Source organism: Halomonas sabkhae (genome assembly GCF_030409265.1).
GTDB classification, from domain to species: domain Bacteria; phylum Pseudomonadota; class Gammaproteobacteria; order Pseudomonadales; family Halomonadaceae; genus Halomonas; species Halomonas halmophila.
On sequence record NZ_JAUFPM010000017.1, the window covers coordinates 88,706 to 107,895 of the forward strand.

16 protein-coding genes are annotated in these 19,190 nt (G+C 65.5%); 6 read left to right on the plus strand and 10 right to left on the minus strand.

Features of this window, described 5'->3' with window-relative positions:
- Positions 1-58 precede the first annotated feature (58 nt).
- From QWY79_RS11235 to QWY79_RS11275, 9 genes are all read right to left on the minus strand, one after another.
- Positions 59-1,720, minus strand: coding sequence for a BCCT family transporter (locus tag QWY79_RS11235; RefSeq protein WP_290272740.1), 1,662 nt, complete (start codon positions 1,718-1,720; stop codon positions 59-61).
- A 615-nt stretch (positions 1,721-2,335) separates the two neighbouring features.
- Positions 2,336-3,166 carry an ABC transporter permease gene (locus tag QWY79_RS11240; RefSeq protein WP_290273430.1) on the minus strand — a complete coding sequence of 277 codons (831 nt, stop codon included), beginning with the start codon at positions 3,164-3,166 and terminating at the stop codon, positions 2,336-2,338.
- A 5-nt stretch (positions 3,167-3,171) separates the two neighbouring features.
- A complete protein-coding gene (locus tag QWY79_RS11245; RefSeq protein WP_290272742.1) occupies positions 3,172-4,374 on the minus strand; it encodes a quaternary amine ABC transporter ATP-binding protein in 1,203 nt (400 codons plus the stop codon).
- Positions 4,375-4,517: 143 nt separating this feature from the next.
- The gene (locus QWY79_RS11250) at positions 4,518-5,714 is read right to left on the minus strand and encodes a PQQ-dependent sugar dehydrogenase (RefSeq protein ID WP_290272743.1); all 1,197 of its coding nucleotides are present in this window, start codon (positions 5,712-5,714) and stop codon (positions 4,518-4,520) included.
- 71 nt (positions 5,715-5,785) lie between these two features.
- Complete coding sequence (locus QWY79_RS11255; RefSeq protein ID WP_290272745.1) at positions 5,786-6,661, minus strand: AEC family transporter; 876 nt, start codon at positions 6,659-6,661, stop codon at positions 5,786-5,788.
- 54 nt (positions 6,662-6,715) lie between these two features.
- A complete protein-coding gene (locus QWY79_RS11260; protein ID WP_290272747.1) occupies positions 6,716-8,767 on the minus strand; it encodes an FUSC family protein in 2,052 nt (683 codons plus the stop codon).
- Positions 8,768-8,772: 5 nt separating this feature from the next.
- On the minus strand, positions 8,773-9,636 hold the full coding sequence (locus QWY79_RS11265; protein ID WP_290273433.1) for an efflux RND transporter periplasmic adaptor subunit: 864 nt from the start codon (positions 9,634-9,636) through the stop codon (positions 8,773-8,775).
- Positions 9,637-9,641: 5 nt separating this feature from the next.
- A complete protein-coding gene (locus QWY79_RS11270) occupies positions 9,642-9,854 on the minus strand; it encodes a DUF1656 domain-containing protein (protein WP_290272749.1) in 213 nt (70 codons plus the stop codon).
- A gap of 103 nt (positions 9,855-9,957) precedes the next feature.
- Positions 9,958-10,878 carry a LysR family transcriptional regulator gene (locus QWY79_RS11275; RefSeq protein ID WP_290272751.1) on the minus strand — a complete coding sequence of 307 codons (921 nt, stop codon included), beginning with the start codon at positions 10,876-10,878 and terminating at the stop codon, positions 9,958-9,960.
- Between the two features lie 343 nt (positions 10,879-11,221).
- Here QWY79_RS11275 and QWY79_RS11280 point away from each other — a divergent pair, with 343 nt between their 5' ends.
- The 5 genes from QWY79_RS11280 to QWY79_RS11300 all read left to right on the plus strand — a co-directional run bounded on the left by QWY79_RS11280 (position 11,222) and on the right by QWY79_RS11300 (position 17,176).
- The gene (locus QWY79_RS11280; RefSeq protein ID WP_290272753.1) at positions 11,222-13,204 is read left to right on the plus strand and encodes a ligand-gated channel protein; all 1,983 of its coding nucleotides are present in this window, start codon (positions 11,222-11,224) and stop codon (positions 13,202-13,204) included.
- Between the two features lie 104 nt (positions 13,205-13,308).
- On the plus strand, positions 13,309-14,265 hold the full coding sequence (locus QWY79_RS11285) for an ABC transporter substrate-binding protein (RefSeq protein WP_290272755.1): 957 nt from the start codon (positions 13,309-13,311) through the stop codon (positions 14,263-14,265).
- A gap of 11 nt (positions 14,266-14,276) precedes the next feature.
- The gene (locus tag QWY79_RS11290; protein ID WP_290272757.1) at positions 14,277-15,269 is read left to right on the plus strand and encodes a FecCD family ABC transporter permease; all 993 of its coding nucleotides are present in this window, start codon (positions 14,277-14,279) and stop codon (positions 15,267-15,269) included.
- A 7-nt stretch (positions 15,270-15,276) separates the two neighbouring features.
- A complete protein-coding gene (locus QWY79_RS11295; protein WP_290272758.1) occupies positions 15,277-16,377 on the plus strand; it encodes a FecCD family ABC transporter permease in 1,101 nt (366 codons plus the stop codon).
- Between the two features lies 1 nt (position 16,378).
- Entirely contained in the window at positions 16,379-17,176 is a 798-nt protein-coding gene (locus QWY79_RS11300; protein WP_290272760.1) for an ABC transporter ATP-binding protein, read from the plus strand.
- 95 nt (positions 17,177-17,271) lie between these two features.
- Here the strand turns inward: QWY79_RS11300 and QWY79_RS11305 are convergent, their stop codons facing one another.
- The gene (locus tag QWY79_RS11305; protein ID WP_290272762.1) at positions 17,272-17,964 is read right to left on the minus strand and encodes a PRC-barrel domain-containing protein; all 693 of its coding nucleotides are present in this window, start codon (positions 17,962-17,964) and stop codon (positions 17,272-17,274) included.
- A 203-nt stretch (positions 17,965-18,167) separates the two neighbouring features.
- Between QWY79_RS11305 and QWY79_RS11310 the strand changes: the two genes are divergently transcribed.
- Positions 18,168-19,154 (plus strand): metal ABC transporter solute-binding protein, Zn/Mn family, encoded by a 987-nt coding sequence (locus tag QWY79_RS11310; protein WP_290272764.1) that lies wholly within the window; start codon positions 18,168-18,170, stop codon positions 19,152-19,154.
- The last annotated feature ends 36 nt before the right edge of the window (positions 19,155-19,190 follow it).

Sequence of the window (19,190 nt, forward strand, 5' to 3'; positions counted from 1 at the left end):
GCACGGGGCGGGGCGTCGTCGTCTTTCACGCGTCTTGCTCGTGAGTCAGGGCCGCGCTTCAGACACTCTTGGGCTCGCTCATCAAGCCCTTGACGATGGCAAAGCAGGCCACCAGCAGCACCAGCGTGAACGGCAGACCCGTGGTGATGACCGCGGTCTGCAGTGCCGTGAGGCCGCCACCCAGCAGCAGGGCAATGGCGATGGCCCCCTCGATGAGGCACCAGAAGATGCGCTGCGAGGTCGGGGCATCGACCTTGCCGCCGGCTGTGATGGAGTCGATCACCAGCGAACCGGAGTCCGAGGAGGTGATGAAGAACACCATGACCAGCACGATACCCACGAAGGACGTGATACTGGTCAGCGGCAGCTGTCCCAGCATGGTGAACAGCTGGACTTCCAGCGCGGCGTCCTTGACGCCTTCGAAGCCGTCAGTGATGTACTGATCGATGGCGGTGCCGCCGAAGGCGGTCATCCACAGCACGGACACGACCGAGGGTACCAGCAGCACGGCAATCAGGAACTCGCGCACGCTGCGGCCACGGCTGACCCGGGCGATGAACATGCCGACGAACGGAGACCAGGAAATCCACCAGGCCCAGTAGAAGGCAGTCCAGCCTTGGCTGAAGTTGGCATCCTCACGACCGAACGGCATGGACAGCGCCGGCAGGTTGACCACATAGGCCATCAGGTTGTCGAAGAAGCCGGTGGCAATCGCCAGGGTCGGACCGACGGCAATCACGAAGATCAGCAGCAGGAAAGCCAGCGTCATGTTGAGCTGCGACAGGCGCTGTACGCCCTTGTCGACACCCAGCACCACCGAGCCCAGGGCCACGACCGTGATGCCCAGGATCAACAGCACCATGGTGGTGTCGGTTTCGGGCACCCCGAACAGATAGCCGAGACCGGCAGAGGCCTGTGAAGCACCTATACCCAGGGAGGTCGAGAGACCGAAGAGGGTAGCGAAGACCGCCAGGATATCGATCAGGTGGCCCGGCCATCCCCAGACGCGCTCACCCAGAATCGGGTAGAAGACTGACCGCATGGTCAGCGGCAGACCCTTGTTGAACGAGAACAGGGCCAGGGCCAGTGCCACGACCGCGTAGATCGCCCAGGGGTGCAGGCCCCAGTGGAAGATGGTCGCGGCCATGCCCAGCGTAATGGCACCTTGCTCATCCCCGGCGGCAGCACCCAGCGGTGCCCAGTCAGTGCGAACACCGTTTTCCGTCGAGGTACCACCCAGCGCCGTGTCGAAGTGGGTCATGGGCTCGGAGACGCCATAGAACATCAGACCGATGCCCATGCCGGCAGCAAACAGCATGGCGAACCAGCCGGCATAGCTGAAGTCCGGTGTGGCATGAGCGCCGCCAATGCGTACCTTGCCCATGGGCGTGAAGATCAGCGCCACAGCCAGTATCACGAAGATATTGGCCGCCAGCAGGAAGAACCAGCTCAGGTTGCCGGTCAGGAAGCTGAAAATCGCATTGAACAACGGTTCAATCTGGTTCTGCATGGCCAGGGTGGCGATCACGAAGAACAGCACCACCAGTGAGGAGATGGTAAAGACCTTGCCGTGCAGGTCCATGTCCACCCCGAATTTGCGGCCGGTGATGTTGTCCTGACCAATGACGTAATCGGTATCAATCAGGTTTGCGGGCCCATCCGGGGCAGGAATGCCTTCGGACCCCGCATTGGCCTCTTTGGCTTTATCGTCGTTCGTCACGGGACTTCTCCTTGTTGACGTCGATTCGCGTTAGAGGAGAAGCGTCAATCGTGCTGTCCACGCACGGCTGACGCTTCGCCAAAGGTGGCGTTCACCTCTCAGCATCCGAGAGACTCCGCACACACCGTTATCGAAGAAGAGCAGCGTCATCCGATCACACTCGATGAAGACTCCCTACCGATCCATTCAGTGACATCCGGCTCTGCTCGGTGATGTCAGTCCTTCTTGCGTCGTCGTCCACGATTACACGACACATCCGCCAGTTTGACGATGGTTGAGAATCTGCGTCTTTTCAACGGCTTTTCTTCATCCATCGGCATCCAGCGAACAGGGAGCTTACATCATTCGAACCCGGCGCGTCTGCGCGTGGCGACACCATCCGGCGCTGACAGCACATTCATGTCGCGATTTGGGCGATTTTCAGGGCCTTTCAATAAATAATTCTTGATGAAGCGTTTTATGTATTGAACTTCTTAATGCGTCGTACCCGGCACATTCGCGACTCGTCCCGGCTGCAGTGCCGCCTGACACAAAAAGGGGAGGCACGCAGCTTGCCTCCCCTGGTTCCGGGCATCGGCCCGACGCTGAGCCACGCCGGGTAGACGCCTGGCCCGGTTATTTGCGGGTCTTGCGCAGCGACTGGGTGACGCGGTCCAGGATCATCGCCAGGATCACCACTGCGATACCGGCCTCGAAACCGTCGCCCGGACGCAGGCGCTGGATGGCGCGCCAGACTTCGCTGCCCAGGCCATCGGCGCCGATCATCGCGGCGATGACGACCATGGAGAGGGCCAGCATGATGGTCTGGTTGATGCCGGCCATGACCGTTGGCAACGACATCGGCAACTGCACCTTGACCAGCTTCTGGCCACGGGTCGCGCCATAGGCATCGGCGGCTTCGATCAGCTCCACCGGCACCTGGCGAATGCCCAGGGTCGTGAAGCGAATGGCCGGCGGCATGGAGAAGATCACCGTGGCGAAGATCGCCGAGACCGAGCCGATACCGAAGAACGGAATGGCCGGAATCAGGTAGACGAAGGCCGGCATGGTCTGCATGAAGTCCAGCACCGGCATGATCGCGCGGTAGAGTCGCTCGGACAGCGCCGCGGCGATGCCCACCGGCAGGGCGATGACCACCGCGACCAGGGTCGCGATGACGACCAGCGTCAGGGTCTCGATCATCGGGTCCCAGAGGCCCAGGTTCCAGATCAGCGCCATGCCGATGGCGGCTCCGATGGCCAGCCGGGTATTGGCCACCCACCAGCAGAGGGCCGTGATGATGGCCAGCAGCGACCAGTCGGGGAGCCACATCAGGGCATCGTTGAGGCCGTCGATCCCGGTCTGGGTGACACGCGAAATACCGCGGGTCACCACGGAATACTCACTGGTCAGCCAGTTCAGGCCGCCTTCGATCCAGTCGCCTAGCGGGATACGTGGAATATCGATAGCCATTATTGTTCTCCTGCCTGAGCGAGTTCATCCAGGACGGCGCCCTTGACCACAACGCCCTGCAGCACCTGGTCATCGTCCACCACGGCGATGGGGAAATGGTTGTCGTGGAACATGGCGAAGAGGTTGTGAAGGGGCTCTTCCCGCTTCACGGTGCGGAAGTCCTGCGTCATCACATCCGTCACCTTGTCCTTGCCCTGCTCATGGGCCTGGCTGGCGCTGTCGGCATCGACGAGGCCGATCAGGCGGCGCTCCTGGTCGAGAATATAGATCGAGTCGATGCTGTGTTCGCGCATCTTGCGCAGGGCCGTGCGTGGCCCATCCGTGTGGCGAGCCGTGGAGCGCACCCTGCGCATGGCACTCTCGGCGGTCAGGATCCGCGACTTGTCGACCCCCTCGATGAAGCGCCGTACATAGTCGTCCGCCGGCTTGGTCAGGATCTCCTCGGGGGTGCCGATCTGCACCACCTCGCCATCCTTGAGCAGCACGATGCGATCGCCGATGGTCAGTGCCTCGTCGAGATCGTGGGTGATGAAGACGGTGGTCTTCTGCATGCGATGCTGCAGCGCCAGCAGCTCCTGCTGCATGTCGCCACGGATGAGCGGGTCGAGGGCCGAGAAGGCCTCGTCCATCAGCAGCACCGTGGCATCGTTGGCCAGAGCGCGAGCCAGGCCGACACGCTGCTGCATGCCCCCGGACAGCTGATTGGGATAGGCATCCTCCCAACCCTCCAGGCCGACCTGGGTGAGGGACTTCTGCGCCGCATCACGGCGCTCGTCAGGCGCGACACCGCGCACCTCGAGGCCGAATTCGGCGTTCTGACGCACGGTGCGGTTGGGGAAGAGGGCGAAGTTCTGGAACACCATGGAGAAGTGGCGACGCCGGCATTCCAGCAGCTCCTTCTCCTTGAGGCTGGGGATATTCTCGCCGTCGATGACGATTTCACCCTCGGTTGGCTCGATCAGGCGGTTCAGGCAGCGGATGAGGGTCGACTTGCCCGAACCGGAGAGGCCCATGATGACCAGAAGTTCACCCTCGTGAACATCAAAATCGATGTTGGACAGCCCCAGGGTCTGGCCGCTCTTGTCGAGAATTTCCGGGCGCTTGAGGCCCTGGTCGCGTAGCTCGAGCCCTTTCTTTGGCTGATTGCCGAAGACCTTGCTGAGGTTACGGACCCGAATCTTGACGTTTCGGTTGTCACTCATGGATGTGTCCTTGGTGGCTTTTCTCCCTCGATCCCGAGAGACGAGAAAGCCTGATGAATGAAAGGAGGCTGATGTTGGCGCTGCATGGCTCTCGTGCCTGAGTGTTATATTGTTTTACTTTTTATAATTCCCTTTTTTATCAGCTAGTTAGTTTTTGTTTTGGGTCCGGTTGCGGCGCATGAAGCGGTCGCTTGCTGCCCGGGATTCAGCGGCAACAAACGGAAAAGGCTACCGGTGGGACTGTCATTCAGCAAGTAGATGGCCCCATCGTCCGCCTGTCGGACGTCCCGAATGCGACCGATTTCCCCGTCCAGGACGACTTCTCGCGCCACCTCGTCGCGGGCCTTGAGCGTAAGCCGCACCAGGCGCTCGCTGCTCAGTCCACCGGCCAGGAAATCGCCCTGCCAGGCCCCGAAGGCAGCGGAGGTCACCTGGGCCAGACCGGAAGGCGCGAAGCGCCCCTCGAAGACATGCAGTGGATCCTGCATCCCTGGAGCGCTGTCCAGGCCGATCGGTTGATTGGTGGCGTAGTCCCGGCCCAGGCTGACGGTGGGCCAGCCGTAGTTCTCGCCGGCGGTCAGACGGTTGAACTCATCGCCGGTGCGTGGACCGTGCTCCGTTGACCAGGCCGTACCGTCCTCGGCTACCACCAGGCCCTGGGGATTGCGATTGCCCAGGGTGAAGATCGCGTCCGCGATGCTGTCGTCATCGACGAAAGGGTTGTCCGCGGCAGGCTCGCCCTCGGCGGTGAGGCGCAGGAAGCTGCCGGCGTGATCGCTGCCGTCCTGGGCGCGTTCGGGGTCCATGCCACGATCGCCGATGCTCATCAGCAGGGTGCCATCATCCAGCCAGGCCAGGCGTGAGCCATAGTGGCGGCCTGCCGCGGAGAAACGGTTCTGGGTGAAGAGATGCTCCAGGTCGACCAGGCGCGCCTGCTCGAGTCGGGCTCGGGAGAGGCTGGTGGCGCTGCCGGTGTCGCCGGGCCGACTCCAGGTGAAGTAGACCCAGTCATGTGCGCCAGCGTCAGTCTCGTCGCTGCCGAACCCGGGGTGCAGGGCGATATCCAGCAAGCCACCCTGGCCGCGTGTCGACACCTCCGGCACCCCGGAAACGGGGGTCGCGTCGCCGTCGGCGCTCACCAGTTTCAGCTGTCCCGAACGTTCGCTGACCAGAAAGCGACCGTCGGGCAGGGGAGCCAGGCTCCAGGGCTGCTCCAGACCCGAGGCGACCTGCGTCAGGCAGAGCGTCAAGGCCCGGGTCTCGATGGTGGTGTCGGCCTGGGCGTTCAGGCCGACCGAGAGCAGCAGGCCGGTCAGCGACCGGATCGTCAATGCACGCATGCGTCCTCCACAAAAGCGCCGGGTACTGGCCCAGTATAGGGGGACAAAGCGTTGACCGTATGGCAGCCGGGTTACATGAGGATGGCCAGCATGATGGGCAGATAGATCAGCGACAGCAGCGTCGAGCAGAACACCAGGCTGGCCACGTACTCGGGCTCGCGCCTGGCTTTCTGGGCAAACAGGTAGTTGAAGACGGCGACCGGCATGCTCATCTGCAGCACCAGAATGCTCAGCGCCATGGGCGGCAGGGCCAGCAGGCTGCCGATCCCCCAGGCGATCGACGCCGCGAGCGGAATGCGCAGCAGGCTGAACCCGATGCCCGAGCGCAGGTTGTTGACCCGGATGCTGGCCAGCGAAACGCCCAGGGTGATCAGCATCAAGGGCACGGTCAGCCCGGAGATCAGGTCGACACTGTTGGCCAGCCAGAGCGGCAACTCGGTATCGGTCAGCAACAGCGCCAGGGCGATGAGGATGGCATAGACCGTCGGCGTCTTGGCCAGGGATTTCAAGGGGTTGCCGCGACTGGCCAACATGGTGCCCAGGGTGAACTGGAACAGTGACACCGTCACCATGACGGTGATACCGAAGGCAAAGCCGGCCTCGCCGAAGGCATAGAGCACCACCGGCAGGCCCATGTTGCCGGTGTTGGGGTACATGGCCGGCGACAGCATGACCCGCCAGTCCTTGTCCAGCAGGCGCGCCAGCGGGAAGGCGGCGCCCGCCATGCAGATGATGACCAGGGCGGCAGCCAGCATGGTGCGACCGAAACTGCTGGCATCGATCTCGGCCCCGGCCAGGGAGGCGAGTACCAGAGCGGGGGTGCCGATATTGAAGACCAGCCGAGTGACGAAGGCCACCGGGTAGTCATGGCCCAGCCGAACCCAGGTGAAGCCGAGGCCGGCACCGGCGAGCACCGGTGCCATGACGGCAAAGAGTTGAGCGTACATGGTGTCCTCCAGATAAAGATGAACGCGAGATGCGACCCGCGCGACAGGGCTGCCTCAGGCCGCCCCGGTCCGAGTCTCAGCCGCCAGCCGGGACGCCCCGGCCCGCTCCGACTGGCGCTGCAGCGACAGGTCGAGGCGTTCCACCAGACCTGCCAGCAGGGCGCGGTGGCGCTCGTCCAGTGAGGGCTGATGAGCCAGTGTCGCGATCAGGGCCTCACCGGCGGGGCGCACCTCGCTGGAGGCATGCCCGCTGGCGCTATCCTGGTAGGCCCGGGCCAGCGCCGCGAAAAAATGGCGTTGGGCGCGATGCACGGCCGGGTCCGTCAGGTCATCCAGGCGTCGGCGGAGCTGGAGACAGGCATAGCCGATATCCAGGCCGGTGAGTCCCAGGCTGAACAGGTGGCGCTGGTCTTCCGGCAGCACGTCGTCGTGCCGTGCCAGTTGCAGCAGGCGGTCGGCCATGCTGCCGATGAAGCGCGTTTCCGCTTCATGAATCGGACGCTGCGGCAGTCGTTGCAGGTCATGGGCAATGGCCTTGACCAGGCGGCGCTTGCGCAGGCCCGAGGCGAAGCCGGGCAGCAGTCGAAAACCGCCGACCACGGTGGCCAGGCCCACCATGACGGCGATGGCGCGGTTGATGAAACTGTCGAAAGAGAAATCCATGCCATTGCCGGGCATGGTCAGCAGGATGTTGCCGATGGTGAAGGCCAGGCAGTAGCCCATCAGGCGTGGGTTGGCGGCACCCAGCAGGCCCAGAAACAGCGGCGGCAAGAAGATCATGGCGAGCATCACGAAGCCATTGGCCTGGGCCAGCAACACATGCCCGAACACAAAGGCGCTGGGGATGGCGGCCAGCATGCCCTTGGCGAACATCATGCAGATCATCACCGGGTTGTCACGGCTGGCAAAGAAGGCCGAGAACAGGGTGCCGAGCAGCATGGCCACCTGGCCGTTGTCCCAGGTCGTGGCGATCCACAGGCTGGCCAGAGTGGCGAAGATCAGGCCGGCACGCAGGGCATTCAAGCCGGCCGCCAGATGATCGCGATGCCAGGCGAGGGCCGCGCCGCGCAAGCGTTTGCCGGCGGGCAGTGACAGGCTGTCCCGGGCATCGAGCATGATCAGCGCGTGGCCCAGGGTCTCGCGCAGGCCGATGAGCACACGCAGCTGCAGCGGCGATGCTTCCTGGTCGGGGCAGTCGAGAACCCGCCGGCGGAGTTCCTGCAGGCGTTCCTGAGCCTGGTCGACACCACTGGATTCGGCGGCGAGGCGAAAGCCGTCGGCGATCTCGTCGGCCAGCCGGTGAATGGCGGGATCGAGGCGCTCGCCGTGGTGGTGGAGTAGCTGCTGAAGGGCATGCAGGCTGGCCATCAGGCGCAGGCTGTGGCGTGTCAGCACATGGCTGGCGCGAATGCGGCCCGGTCCTTCGGGGCCTTCATAGCGAGCCGCCTGGCTATCGGTCTCGAGCTGGGTCAGGGGCTCCAGGCTGGCCGTCAGGGTGGACTGCAGCGTTTCCACGTCGCTGGTGTCGGCGAGGCGCAGGCTGGCGTGATGAAAGGCCTGGTTGACCACCTCATCGGCCTGTTGCCCCAGATGGTCGCGCACCTTGATCGGCCACAGCAGGGAACTGACCAGGGTGGCACAGATGGCCCCCAGCGCCAGCTCGGAGAGGCGGGCCACGGCGATGCCGAAGAGGCCATCCGGCTGTTGAGCGCCGATCACCACGATCAACATGGCGGTGACGGCACCCATGATGCAGCCGTAGGAGCCATTGTTGCGCAGCAGGGAGCTGCCGTAGGTGCACAGCATGATCCATAGCGTCAGCACCGCCAGCGCCGGGATCGGCGCCTGAACGAAGAGCCCCATGATGAGCATGCCGGCGGCGCAGCCGACCAGGGTGCCGGCGATCTGGCTCAAGCCCTTTTCGACGACCATGCCGCTCATCGGACGGATCTGCAGGAAGGCCGCCGAGATCAATGCCCAGTAGGGCCGTTCCAGGTCACACCACAAGGCCACATAAAGCGCCAGCAGCATGGCCAGGGTCGCCTTGACGGCAAACTTCACGGCCTGACTGCCGGGGGTCAGATAGGCTTGCAGCCAGGGTGACATCGACCTTACTCCGCGTCGTCGGTGATGCGCACCGTGGCCGTCATGCCGGCGCTCAGGGTGATGCCCTCGGGAACCTCATCGAGTGCGATGCGCACCGGAATGCGCTGGGCCAGGCGCACCCAGCTGAAGGTCGGTTCCACCTGAGGCAGCAACTGTTCGTTGGTCGAGGCGTTGCGGTCGGCTATGCCGCCGCCGATGCTTGCCACATGACCGCGCAGCTCGGTATCGCCGCTCATCAGGATGACCCGCGCCGGATCTCCGGTCTGGATGGAAGGCGTCTTGGTTTCCTCGAAATAGCCGGTGACATAGAAGGAGTCGGCCTTGACCAGCGCCATGACCGGATTGCCGGCGTTGACATGGTTGCCTTCGGCGAGCTGGAGGTTGAGCACCTGGCCGGCGACCGGTGCCTCGACCGTGGTGCGCTCGAGGTCGGTGCGGGCGCTCTCCAGACTGCTACGGGCCTGCTTGAGCCGGGCGGTGGCGACCTGGCTGTTGATGCGGGCCGTCTCCTGGCTCTCCGCACTGATCGCCTGACGACTCAGGCGATTGCGGCGAGACGCTTCATGCCGGCTCAGTTCCAGTTCGGCCTGGCGCTGTTCGACGACTGCCTGCGCTTGTTTCAGGGCGGTCCGATAGCGCGTGTCGTCGATGCGGAACAGGGTCTCGCCCTTGGCAACCTGCTGATTGTCGGCGATCGGCAGGGCCACCACACGTCCCGAGACATCCGCGGCGATGGTCACCACCTCGGCACGTACCCGGCCATCTCGCGTCCAGGGCGTGAACAGATAGTAGTGCCAGAGCCACAGGCCGGCGGCGATGGCCACGGCCACGATGCCCAGGGTGATGAGACTGCGGATAAGGGTGCGCATCATGATCAGAGGAGTCCCGTGGCGGCCGGCAATGCGGCGGCGGCCGTGCAGATGACGAACAGGGCAGTGTCGAACCAGGCCTCGAACCACAACTGGCGAGCCCCCACCAGGCGATGCAGCACGGCGCGTATCACCAGCGCACCGGCCAGCCCGATCAGCACGTAAAGCAGCATGGGCGAGAGCAGGATCCCGCCCAGGGCGATTTCACGAAGGCCCATGGTCTCTTGCCTCATTGGTTAGGCGACTCATGATAGCAATTCATGCGCCCCTCGGCATCCGAGCGGGTGCTCGATGCCTTGAACATGGGGGAGGCAGGGTTTCCTAGCTGGCCTGTCGTGCCACATCCTCCTGCCATTCGGCCGGGCGGGCACTGCGCAGGAAGTCGAGCAGGGCCGAGATCTTGCGTGGTTGATGGCCATGCGGATAGAGCAGGCTGACCGGCGTCGGCGAGACCTGCCAGCTTGCCAGGCTGCGTTCCAGCTGGCCCGGGTGGGCGGCATTGCGGCGCTCGGCCATCCAGTTGGGCAGCACCCCCAGTCCCTGACCGCGGGCAATGGCATCGGACTGCAGGACGAGGCGGTTGACGCGCAGCCGCGAGCCCGGCGAACGAATGTCGACCTGGCCCAGGTATGGGTGGCGCAGCACCAGGCCCTGCTCGGCCTCGCCGAGCAGATCGACCCAGTCGTAACGCTCCAGCTCGCGGGGATGCTCGGGATGGCCGTGTTGGGCCAGATAGTCGGGATGTGCGTACAGGCCGCAGGACAGCAGTGCCAGCGTCTCCTGACGCAGTCCCACATCCCCCGTTTCACCGAACCAGATCACCACCGTCTGCGGGGAGATGACCTCGGGCAGGCGCTCGCGAACCATCAGGTTGACCCTTACCCCGGGGTAGCGCTGCATGAAGGTTTCGATGGCGTTGGCCACCCAGCCGCGTCCCAGGGCGTCGTGGACCTCCAGGGTCAGCTCGCCGCTGATGTCCTCGCGTAGCTCCTCGAGCGCCTGATGCCCCTGATCCGCCAGGGCGAGAATCCGCAGGCAGTAGTCGTGAAAGACGCGGCCGGCCTCGGTGGGCAGCAGGCGGTTGGACTGGCGGCGCATCAGGGGCTGGCCCAGCTGCTCTTCCAGTTGATGCAGCCGCCGACTGAGCGTGGACTTTGAGGTGCCGAGCCGGCGGGCACTGGTGGTCAGGCTGCCGGAGGCCATGACGTCGGCAAAGGCACGCAACTCGTCGAGGTCAGACATCGGGGAATTCTCGAATCCGGGAGATGAGGCCGTGTCATACGCTGACGGCCGATGATGAAAATCATTATCCTTCGCTGTTGCGAATCATGCAACGGGATGTATGACGACAGGGGCGAACGAATTTGAAACAATCTAAACGATAAAAATTCGCATTACAGATTGAGAAACGCTGAATAAATTGCCGAGCATAGTGAAGCGAAAGGCGCACGGAGCGCAGAAAGCGAGACATAACAAGTCGTTAGGCGAGCTTTCGAGCACCGGGCAACGCATCGATTTGCATGCGCAGGCATTTAAGCAGTGTTTCCTTTGCCCTTCGAGTCAGGATCATCAGGAGACAAAGAGCATGCCCCATCCCTTCGCCCGCACCCTGCTCGTCACCGCCGTGTCGGCCTTTAGCGCCTCCGGCGCCATGGCTCAGGAGGCACAGGAGCAGCAACTCGATGATGTCGTGGTCACGGCCGCCGGCCATGAGCAGCAGGTCAAGAATGCGCCGGCATCCATCAGCGTGCTGCCGCGTGAAGAGCTGGAAAAGCGCCATTACAGCAATGTCACGGATGCCTTGCGTGATGTGCCGGGGGTCATCATCACCGGCGGCGGCAGTGGTGACAACGGTCATGACATCAGCATGCGCGGCATGCCGGCCTCATACACCCTGATCCTGGTCGATGGTCAGCTGGTGAGCTCGCGCGAGTCGCGTCCCAACGGCAGCGCCGGGTTCGAGCAGGACTGGCTGCCGCCGTTGCAGGCCATCGAGCGTATCGAGGTGGTACGCGGCCCGATGTCGACCCTGTATGGCTCGGATGCCATCGGCGGGGTGATCAACGTGATCACCCGCAAGGTCGCGCAGGACTGGAGCGGCAGTGTCCAGCTCGACAGCATCGTGCAGCAGGACAGCCAGTCCGGTGACAGCTACCAGGGTAACTTTTACCTCAACGGCCCCCTGGTCAAGGACCTGGTCGGGCTTCAGGTCTATGGCCGTGCCAAGACGCGGGAAGAGGACGACATCGTCAACGGCTACGAGGACAAGACGCTGCGCAGCCTGACCGGCCGTCTGACGTTTACGCCCAATGCCGACCACGACCTGGCCGTGGAAGCCGGTGCCACCGAGCAGACCCGCGAAGGGCATGTCGGGCGCAGTGTAGCCAGCGACGGGTGTCGCGGCGGTTGCGAGGATACCTACAGCGAGCACACCCGGGAGCATGTGGCGGTGTCGCACGAAGGTCGCTGGGGCATCGGCACCACCGATACCCAGGTGCAGCGCGAGGTCACGGAGAACGAGAGCCGTGACATGGAAATCGCCAATACCACCGCCAAGACCTCGCTGGTGATGCCCCTGGGGGCGCATATCCTGACCCTCGGAGCCAATTACGAGAAGGAGGAGCTGGAAGACGCGACCTCCAACCAGATCTCGGATCGCTCACAGATCGAGAGCTCCCAGTGGGCACTCTTCGCCGAGGACGAGTGGATGGTGACCCGCGACTGGTCGCTGACCGGCGGGTTGCGCCTGGATGACGACGAGAATTACGGCAGCCACCTGAGTCCACGGCTGTACAGCGTCTGGAACATGACCCCGAGCTGGACCCTGAAGGGCGGTGTCTCGACCGGTTTCCGCTCGCCCAGCCTGCGCGATATCACCGCCGACTGGGGCGCCATCAGCCGTGGCGGCACGACCTACGGCAATCCGGACCTCGAACCGGAAACCTCGCTCAACAAGGAACTGGCGTTGCTGTACAGCGGGGAAAGTGGCCTGAGCGGCGGTATCACCCTGTTCCACAACGACTTCCAGGACAAGATCACCCGACTGCCGTGCCGCTCCGAGGTGCGCTGCCCGCCCGTGACGCAATACGATCGCGACGAGAACGGCGACCTCAACACCAATACCCGCGAGAACATCGACGAGGCGGTAACGCGTGGCGCCGAGCTGTCGCTGTCGGCGCCGCTCGCCGACAGCCTGGAGCTGACGGCCAGCTATACCTACACCGATTCCGAGCAGAAGAGTGGCGAATACGCGGGCGAACCCTTGACGCAGCTGCCTGAGCACGAGGTCTCGGCCACCCTGGACTGGCAGGCCAGCGACCGGCTGAGCCAGTGGACGCGTCTGACCTATCGCGGTGAAGAAACCCAGCCGACGACCGGCCCCTCGCGCGGGACCCTGGTGGCACCGTCCTACACCTTCGTCGACACCGGCATCGGCTACGACATGACGGAAAACGCCACCCTCAATTTCGGCATCTACAACCTCTTCGACGAGTCCGTCACCGCCGAAGAGTACGGCTATGTGGAAGACGGTCGCCGCGCCTGGCTCGGTCTGAGCGTCGATTTCTGAAGCAGGGCGGGGCATGCCGGTCCGTCGCAATGGCGCCTTGCAGGAATCCGGCATGCCAGCGCCTTCAAGACGCATTTATGCTTCCACCCTCCAAGGAGTTAACCATGTCATTACTGCCATTCACCGCGCCCCGCCAGGGACGCCTGCTGGCCGGCCTGACGCTGGGCCTGAGCGTTGCCGCGCTGGCCATGGCGCCCGCCTCGGCCCAGGCGCGAAGCCTGGAGACGGCCCATGGCGAGATCGAGATCGAGGGCCAGCCGGAGCGCGTGGTGACCCTCTACGAGGGCGCTCTGGATGCCGCCCTGGCGGCCGGGGTGACACCGCTGGCGGCCGTCGCCACGCGGGGCGGCGACGGCGTGGCCGAGTATCTGAGTGACCGGGTGCCGGACATCGCCATGGTCGGTACCAGTCGCGAGTTCAACCTCGAGGCCATCGCCACCCAGGATCCTGACCTGATCCTGGCCTCGCCCTATCTGAGCGACGAGCAGTACCAGCTGATCTCGCGGCTGGCCCCCACGGTGGTCCCGGAGAACAACGGCTTCTCGCCGGATGGCTGGAAGGCCCAGGCGCGTCTGTACGGCAAGGCGCTGGGACGCACCGCGGCCGTCGAGGCGGCCCTCGAGGATGTCCAGACGCGGGCCGAGGCGCTCGAGGCCGAACTGCAAGCGAGCGACACCACGGCCAGCCTGGTGCGCTGGATGCCCCAGGGGCCGCTGGTCATGTCGAGCGAGCTGTTTTCCACCGGGATGCTCGAGGCGGTGGGGCTGAACGTCACCGACTCGGGGCTGGTCAAGGACGGCCGCCCGCACAGTGACCCGCTGAGTCTCGAGAATCTCGAGCAGGTCGACCAGGATCTGCTGTTCCTGGCCACCCTCAACGACGAGGGGCGACAAGCCCTGGATACCGCCCGGCAGTCACCGGCCTTTGCCCGCCTCGATGTCGTCGAGCGTGACCGGGTGTTTGCCGTGAACGGCCAGCTGTGGACCAGCGCGTCCGGGCCGCTGGCGGCTCGGGCCGTGCTGGATGATATCGAGGCCGCCCTGTTGCCCGACAGCGAATGATCACCGGCGCCATGCCACGACCCCTGGCCGGCCAGGCCCTTGCCCTGGCCGGCTTGCTGCTGTTGACCTGTTTCGCCAGCCTGCTGTGGGGTGCCGGCGACGTCGGTCCCGGGCGTGCCCTGGCGGTCGTGCTGGGGCAGGGCGATGCGGAGGCGCGCTTCGTGGTCACCACCCTGCGTGGCTCGCGGACCCTGGTCGGGCTGGCCGTGGGCATGGCACTCGGGGTCGCCGGGGCCCTGCTGCAGACCCTCTCGCGCAATCCGCTGGCCGAGCCGGGGCTGCTGGGTGTCAGCGCCGGCAGCGCCTTCGCCGTGGCTGTCGCCCTGTTGCTGGGCGCCTCGGCGGCGACGCTGCGCATTGGGGTCGCCCAGCTGGGTGCCCTGCTGGGATGCCTGTGCGTACTTGGCGTGGCGCGCGTGCGCGGCCTGGGGCAGGACCCGGTGCGCCTGGTGCTGGCCGGGGCCGCCTTTTCCGGGTTGCTCTCGGCACTCACGACCCTGTTGCTGCTGTTCGACCAGCGCGCCGCCGACGAGATCCGTTTCTGGGTGGTCGGCAGCCTGTCGGGGCGGGGTATCGACGACCTGCTGGCCGTGCTGCCGAGCTTCATGCTGGCCACCGCCATCACCCTGCTGATTGCGCGCCCCATGGCGGCGCTGGCACTCGGCGAGCGCATGGCCGCCGGGCTCGGCCATCACCCCGGGCGCGTGCGGTTGCTGGCGATCCTGGTCGTCGCCCTGCTGGTCGGCGGCGCCACGGCCATTGCCGGTCCCATTGCCTTCGTCGGGCTGGTGGTGCCGTTCGCCGCGCGGGCGCTGGCCGGGCCGGACATACGCCGCAGCCTGTGGTTGTGCTTGCTGATCGGCCCGCTGATGATATTGAGCGCCGATATCATCTCGCGTCTGGTGGTGGCGCCGTCGGAATTGCCGCTGGGCGTGTTGACGGCACTGTGTGGCGCGCCGGTGCTGGTGGCCGTGGTCAGGCGTCGTCGCCTGCCGACGTTATAGGAACCCCATGAGTCTGTCGGTCCTGTCCTCGTCCTCGCCGCGCCATCGGGCGGCCTCCGTTGCCCCGGTGCCGGCCCCGGCCGGCACCCATCGCCTGGCCCGGGGCCATGTCAGCGTTCTGCTCGACCGGCGCACCCTGGCGGCCAATGTGTTGCTGCTGGCCGCCCTGCTGGTGGCCAGCCTGACGTATCTGTGTCTGGGGGAACGCCATCTGTCGCCCCTGGCGGTGCTGGCCGTCCTGCAGGGGCAGGGCGAAGGCCTGGCCAACTTTCTGGTGGCCGCGCTGCGCCTGCCTCGACTGGGCGCCGCCCTGGCGACCGGTGCCGCCTTTGCCCTGGCGGGCTGCCTGATGCAGACCCTGGCGGCCAATCGACTGGCCACACCGGGGATCATCGGCATCGACAATGGCGCCACGGCCTTCGCCGTGGCCTCGGTGGTGGGGCTCGGCGTGGGCATGGCGCCGCCGGCCATGGCGCTGGCCGGGGCGACTACCGCCACCGTGCTGACCTTCGGCCTGGCATTGGGCGGCGGCACCCAAGGCTATCGTTTCATCGTCGCCGGCATCGGCGTGGGGGCGGTCTTCGGTGCCATCACCAATCTGCTGCTGGCGCGCGTGGCCATCGATGTCGCCAACGCCGCCTATCCCTGGACGGTGGGGTCGTTGAGCGCGCGGCCCGAGGGCGCCGTCAGGCTGCTGGTTGTGGGCCTGGCACTGGGGGTGCCGGTCGCGCTGGCCCTGAGCCGTTCGCTGCGCCTGATGGGGTTTTCCGAGTCCGTGGCGCGCAGCCTGGGCACGCGGCTGGGGCTCAGGCGAGTGCAGGTGCTGAGCACCTCGGTGGTGTTGACGGCGCTCGCGGTGGCCGTGGCCGGGCCGGTGGGCATGGTCGGCCTCGTCGGCCCGGAGCTGGCGCGCCATCTCGCCTCGCCACGCCGGGTGCCGGTGCTGGCCTCGGCGCTGGCCGGTGCCCTGATCATGGTGCTCGCCGATCTGGCCGGGCGCCTGATGCTCGCACCACTGGAGATTCCAGTGGGTATTGTCACCGCCGTCGTGGGCGGTCCCTGGTTGTTGTGGATCCTGATTCGCCCACGCCGTCATGGAGTTGCCTGAGATGAATGGCGTTGCTTCCTGTCTCGAAGCCCGGGACCTGACCCTGGCCCACGACCGCAAGCCGGTGGTGGTCGACCTGAACCTGCAACTGCCGGCCGGGCGGGTCACGGCCATCGTCGGCCCCAATGGTTGCGGCAAGTCGACCCTGCTGGCCGGACTGGCGCGGCTGCATGCGCCGCAGGGCGGGCAGGTGCTGCTCGATGGCAGCGCGATCGTGCGGTTGCCGGCGCGCGAGCTGGCCCGGCGACTGGCGCTCCTGCCCCAGGAAGCGAGGGCGCCGGAGGGGCTGACCGTCGCCGAACTGATCGGCTTCGGCCGTCAGCCTCACCAGAGCTGGCTGCAGCAATGGTCGGCGGAGGATCGGCGTATCGTCGATGAGGCCCTGGCGGCCGCGGATCTGCATGCACTGGCCGAGCGACCCCTGGAGTCGCTGTCCGGCGGTCAGCGGCAGCGCGCCTGGATCGCCATGATCATCGCCCAGCAGACCTCACTGCTGCTGCTCGACGAACCCACCTCGGCGCTCGATCTGGGGCACCAGCTGGAGGTCTTCGAGCTGGTCCGCGAACTGGCCGAGCAGGGCCGGACCCTGGCCATGGTGCTTCACGACCTGCCGATTGCCTGCCGCTACGCCGACCATCTGGTGGCCATGCGTGACGGCCGCATCATCGCCACGGGGCCGCCCGGCGAGGTGGTGACACGCGATCTGGTGCGCGAGCTGTATGGCGTGGACTGCAACCTGCTGCATGATCCCGACAGCGGCGCGCCGATACTCACCGGGATGCGTCGCATCCGCCGCTGACCGGGCGGCCGGCGGCAATGAACGGGCCCGGCCAGTCATGGCCGGGCCCGGAATGCCGTCAGCTCGAAGTGGTAGAAGTGGTAAAGGTGGCGGGGTTACTGAGTGGCGTCTTCCGCGCTGTCCTGAGTGACGTCGCCGGCCGACTCGGCCGCCTCACCGCTGGCATCGGCCGCCTGTTGCGTGGACTCGCTGGCCGAGTCGGCGGCTTCTCCGGTGGCATCCGCGGCATCACCGGCGGCCTCCTGGGTCTGCTCGCCGAACGATTCCAGGGCTCCACCGGCCTTGTCGAGCAGGCTGCTGGCCGTGGATTGCGTGGTTTCCCAGGCGCTGCTGGCGCCTTGTTTGGTATCCTGCCACGCCTGCTGGAGGTTCTCGCGGGCGTTGCTCCACCAGTTGTCGGTGTATTCCGGCTGCTGGCTGACGGCCTCGGCGTCCATGTCGAGATGGACGCGGTACTGGATGGCGTCCAGATTGTCGCCGTTGCGCGTCTCGACGGTGAAGTCATCGACGCCGACCACGTATTGCTTCTCGCCCATGTCGAGCAGGTTGCCGGTATCGACCACCAGGGCATGGATGCGCATCTCGTCATTCAGCAGCACGTCCTCGACCTCGCCGATGGACCGGCTGTCGTCCGACTTGGCGTAGACGTCGGCATCCAGCAGCTCGTCGGTGGAGTACAGCCCCTGCGGCGCTGCCATGGCCGTGGCCGAGAGCGTCGCCGTGAACAGCAGGCCGGCACCCAGCAGAGCCGGGCGCAGGGCAGGGGATAGCGTATTGGGTCGTGTCATGCGGGTCTCTCCTTGATCCTTGATATCATGGTTGATATCGGCAATGCCTTGGGCCCCGAAAAAGGTCATGAGTTCCCGACGGAGCATGCAGTGCTGTCATCGACCGGGTTTATCACCTTGATGGAAGATGGCGCTTTTACTCGGGGAGAGGGCGAATGCTATACATGCACGCTTCAGCTGGCGCGATACGCTCGGAGGACAGGATGACAGCACGATGGATGGCAGGGGCGACCCTGATGGCAGCGGCATGCCTGGCGGCCCCCGCCCAGGCACAGGAGGCGTCGCCGGAACCGATCAATGCCGTGGCCACCACCGGCATGGTAGGTGATATCGTGCAGCAGGTGGGGGGCGAGTGCGTCACGGTCACCACCCTCATGGGCCCCGGTGTCGACCCGCACCTCTATCAGGCCAGTGCGCGTGACGTTGCGACCTTTCAGGCGGGCGAGATGATCTTCTACTCGGGTTACTCGCTGGAGGGGCAGCTCGGTGATGTGCTGGAGCGCCTGGCCGAGACCCGACCGACCATTGGCGTGGCGCCCGCCTCGACCGATGTCGATGAGCTCATCACCACCCAGGATGAATACGGCCTCGACCCGCACCTGTGGATGGATGTCTCCCTCTGGTCGCGTATCGTGCCGACCGTGGCGGACGCGCTCAGCCAGCAACGCCCGGCCTGCGAGACGCGCTTTCAGGACAATGCCGAGGCCTATGTCGCCCAGCTCGAGGGCTTGCATCAGTGGGTGCAGGAGAGTATCGCCAGCATTCCCGAGCAGCAGCGTATCCTGGTGACCGCCCATGATGCCTTCAATTATTATGGCCGCGCCTATGGCATCGAGGTGGCCGGCATCCAGGGTCTCAGCACCTCGACCGAGACCGGCGTGGCCGACATCCGCAAGATGGCCGAGGTGGTGGTCGAGCGCGGGGTGCCGGCGGTCTTCGTCGAGAGCACCATCAGTCCGCGTACCGTGCAGGCGGTGATCGAAGCGGCCCGGCAAAAGGGGCACGAGGTGTCGATCGGCAGCCAGCTCTACTCGGATGCCATGGGCGAGACGGGCACCGCCGACGGCACCTATATCGGCATGCTGTACCGCAATACACAGCATATCGTCGAGTCGCTGGGCGGCAAGGCGCCGGCACTGCCCCGGGTCCTGGATGACTGGGCGGCACGCTGGGAGATTCCTTCCTCCTGATGCCCGCCCGGAGCTTCACCGCCATGCGTCATTCCC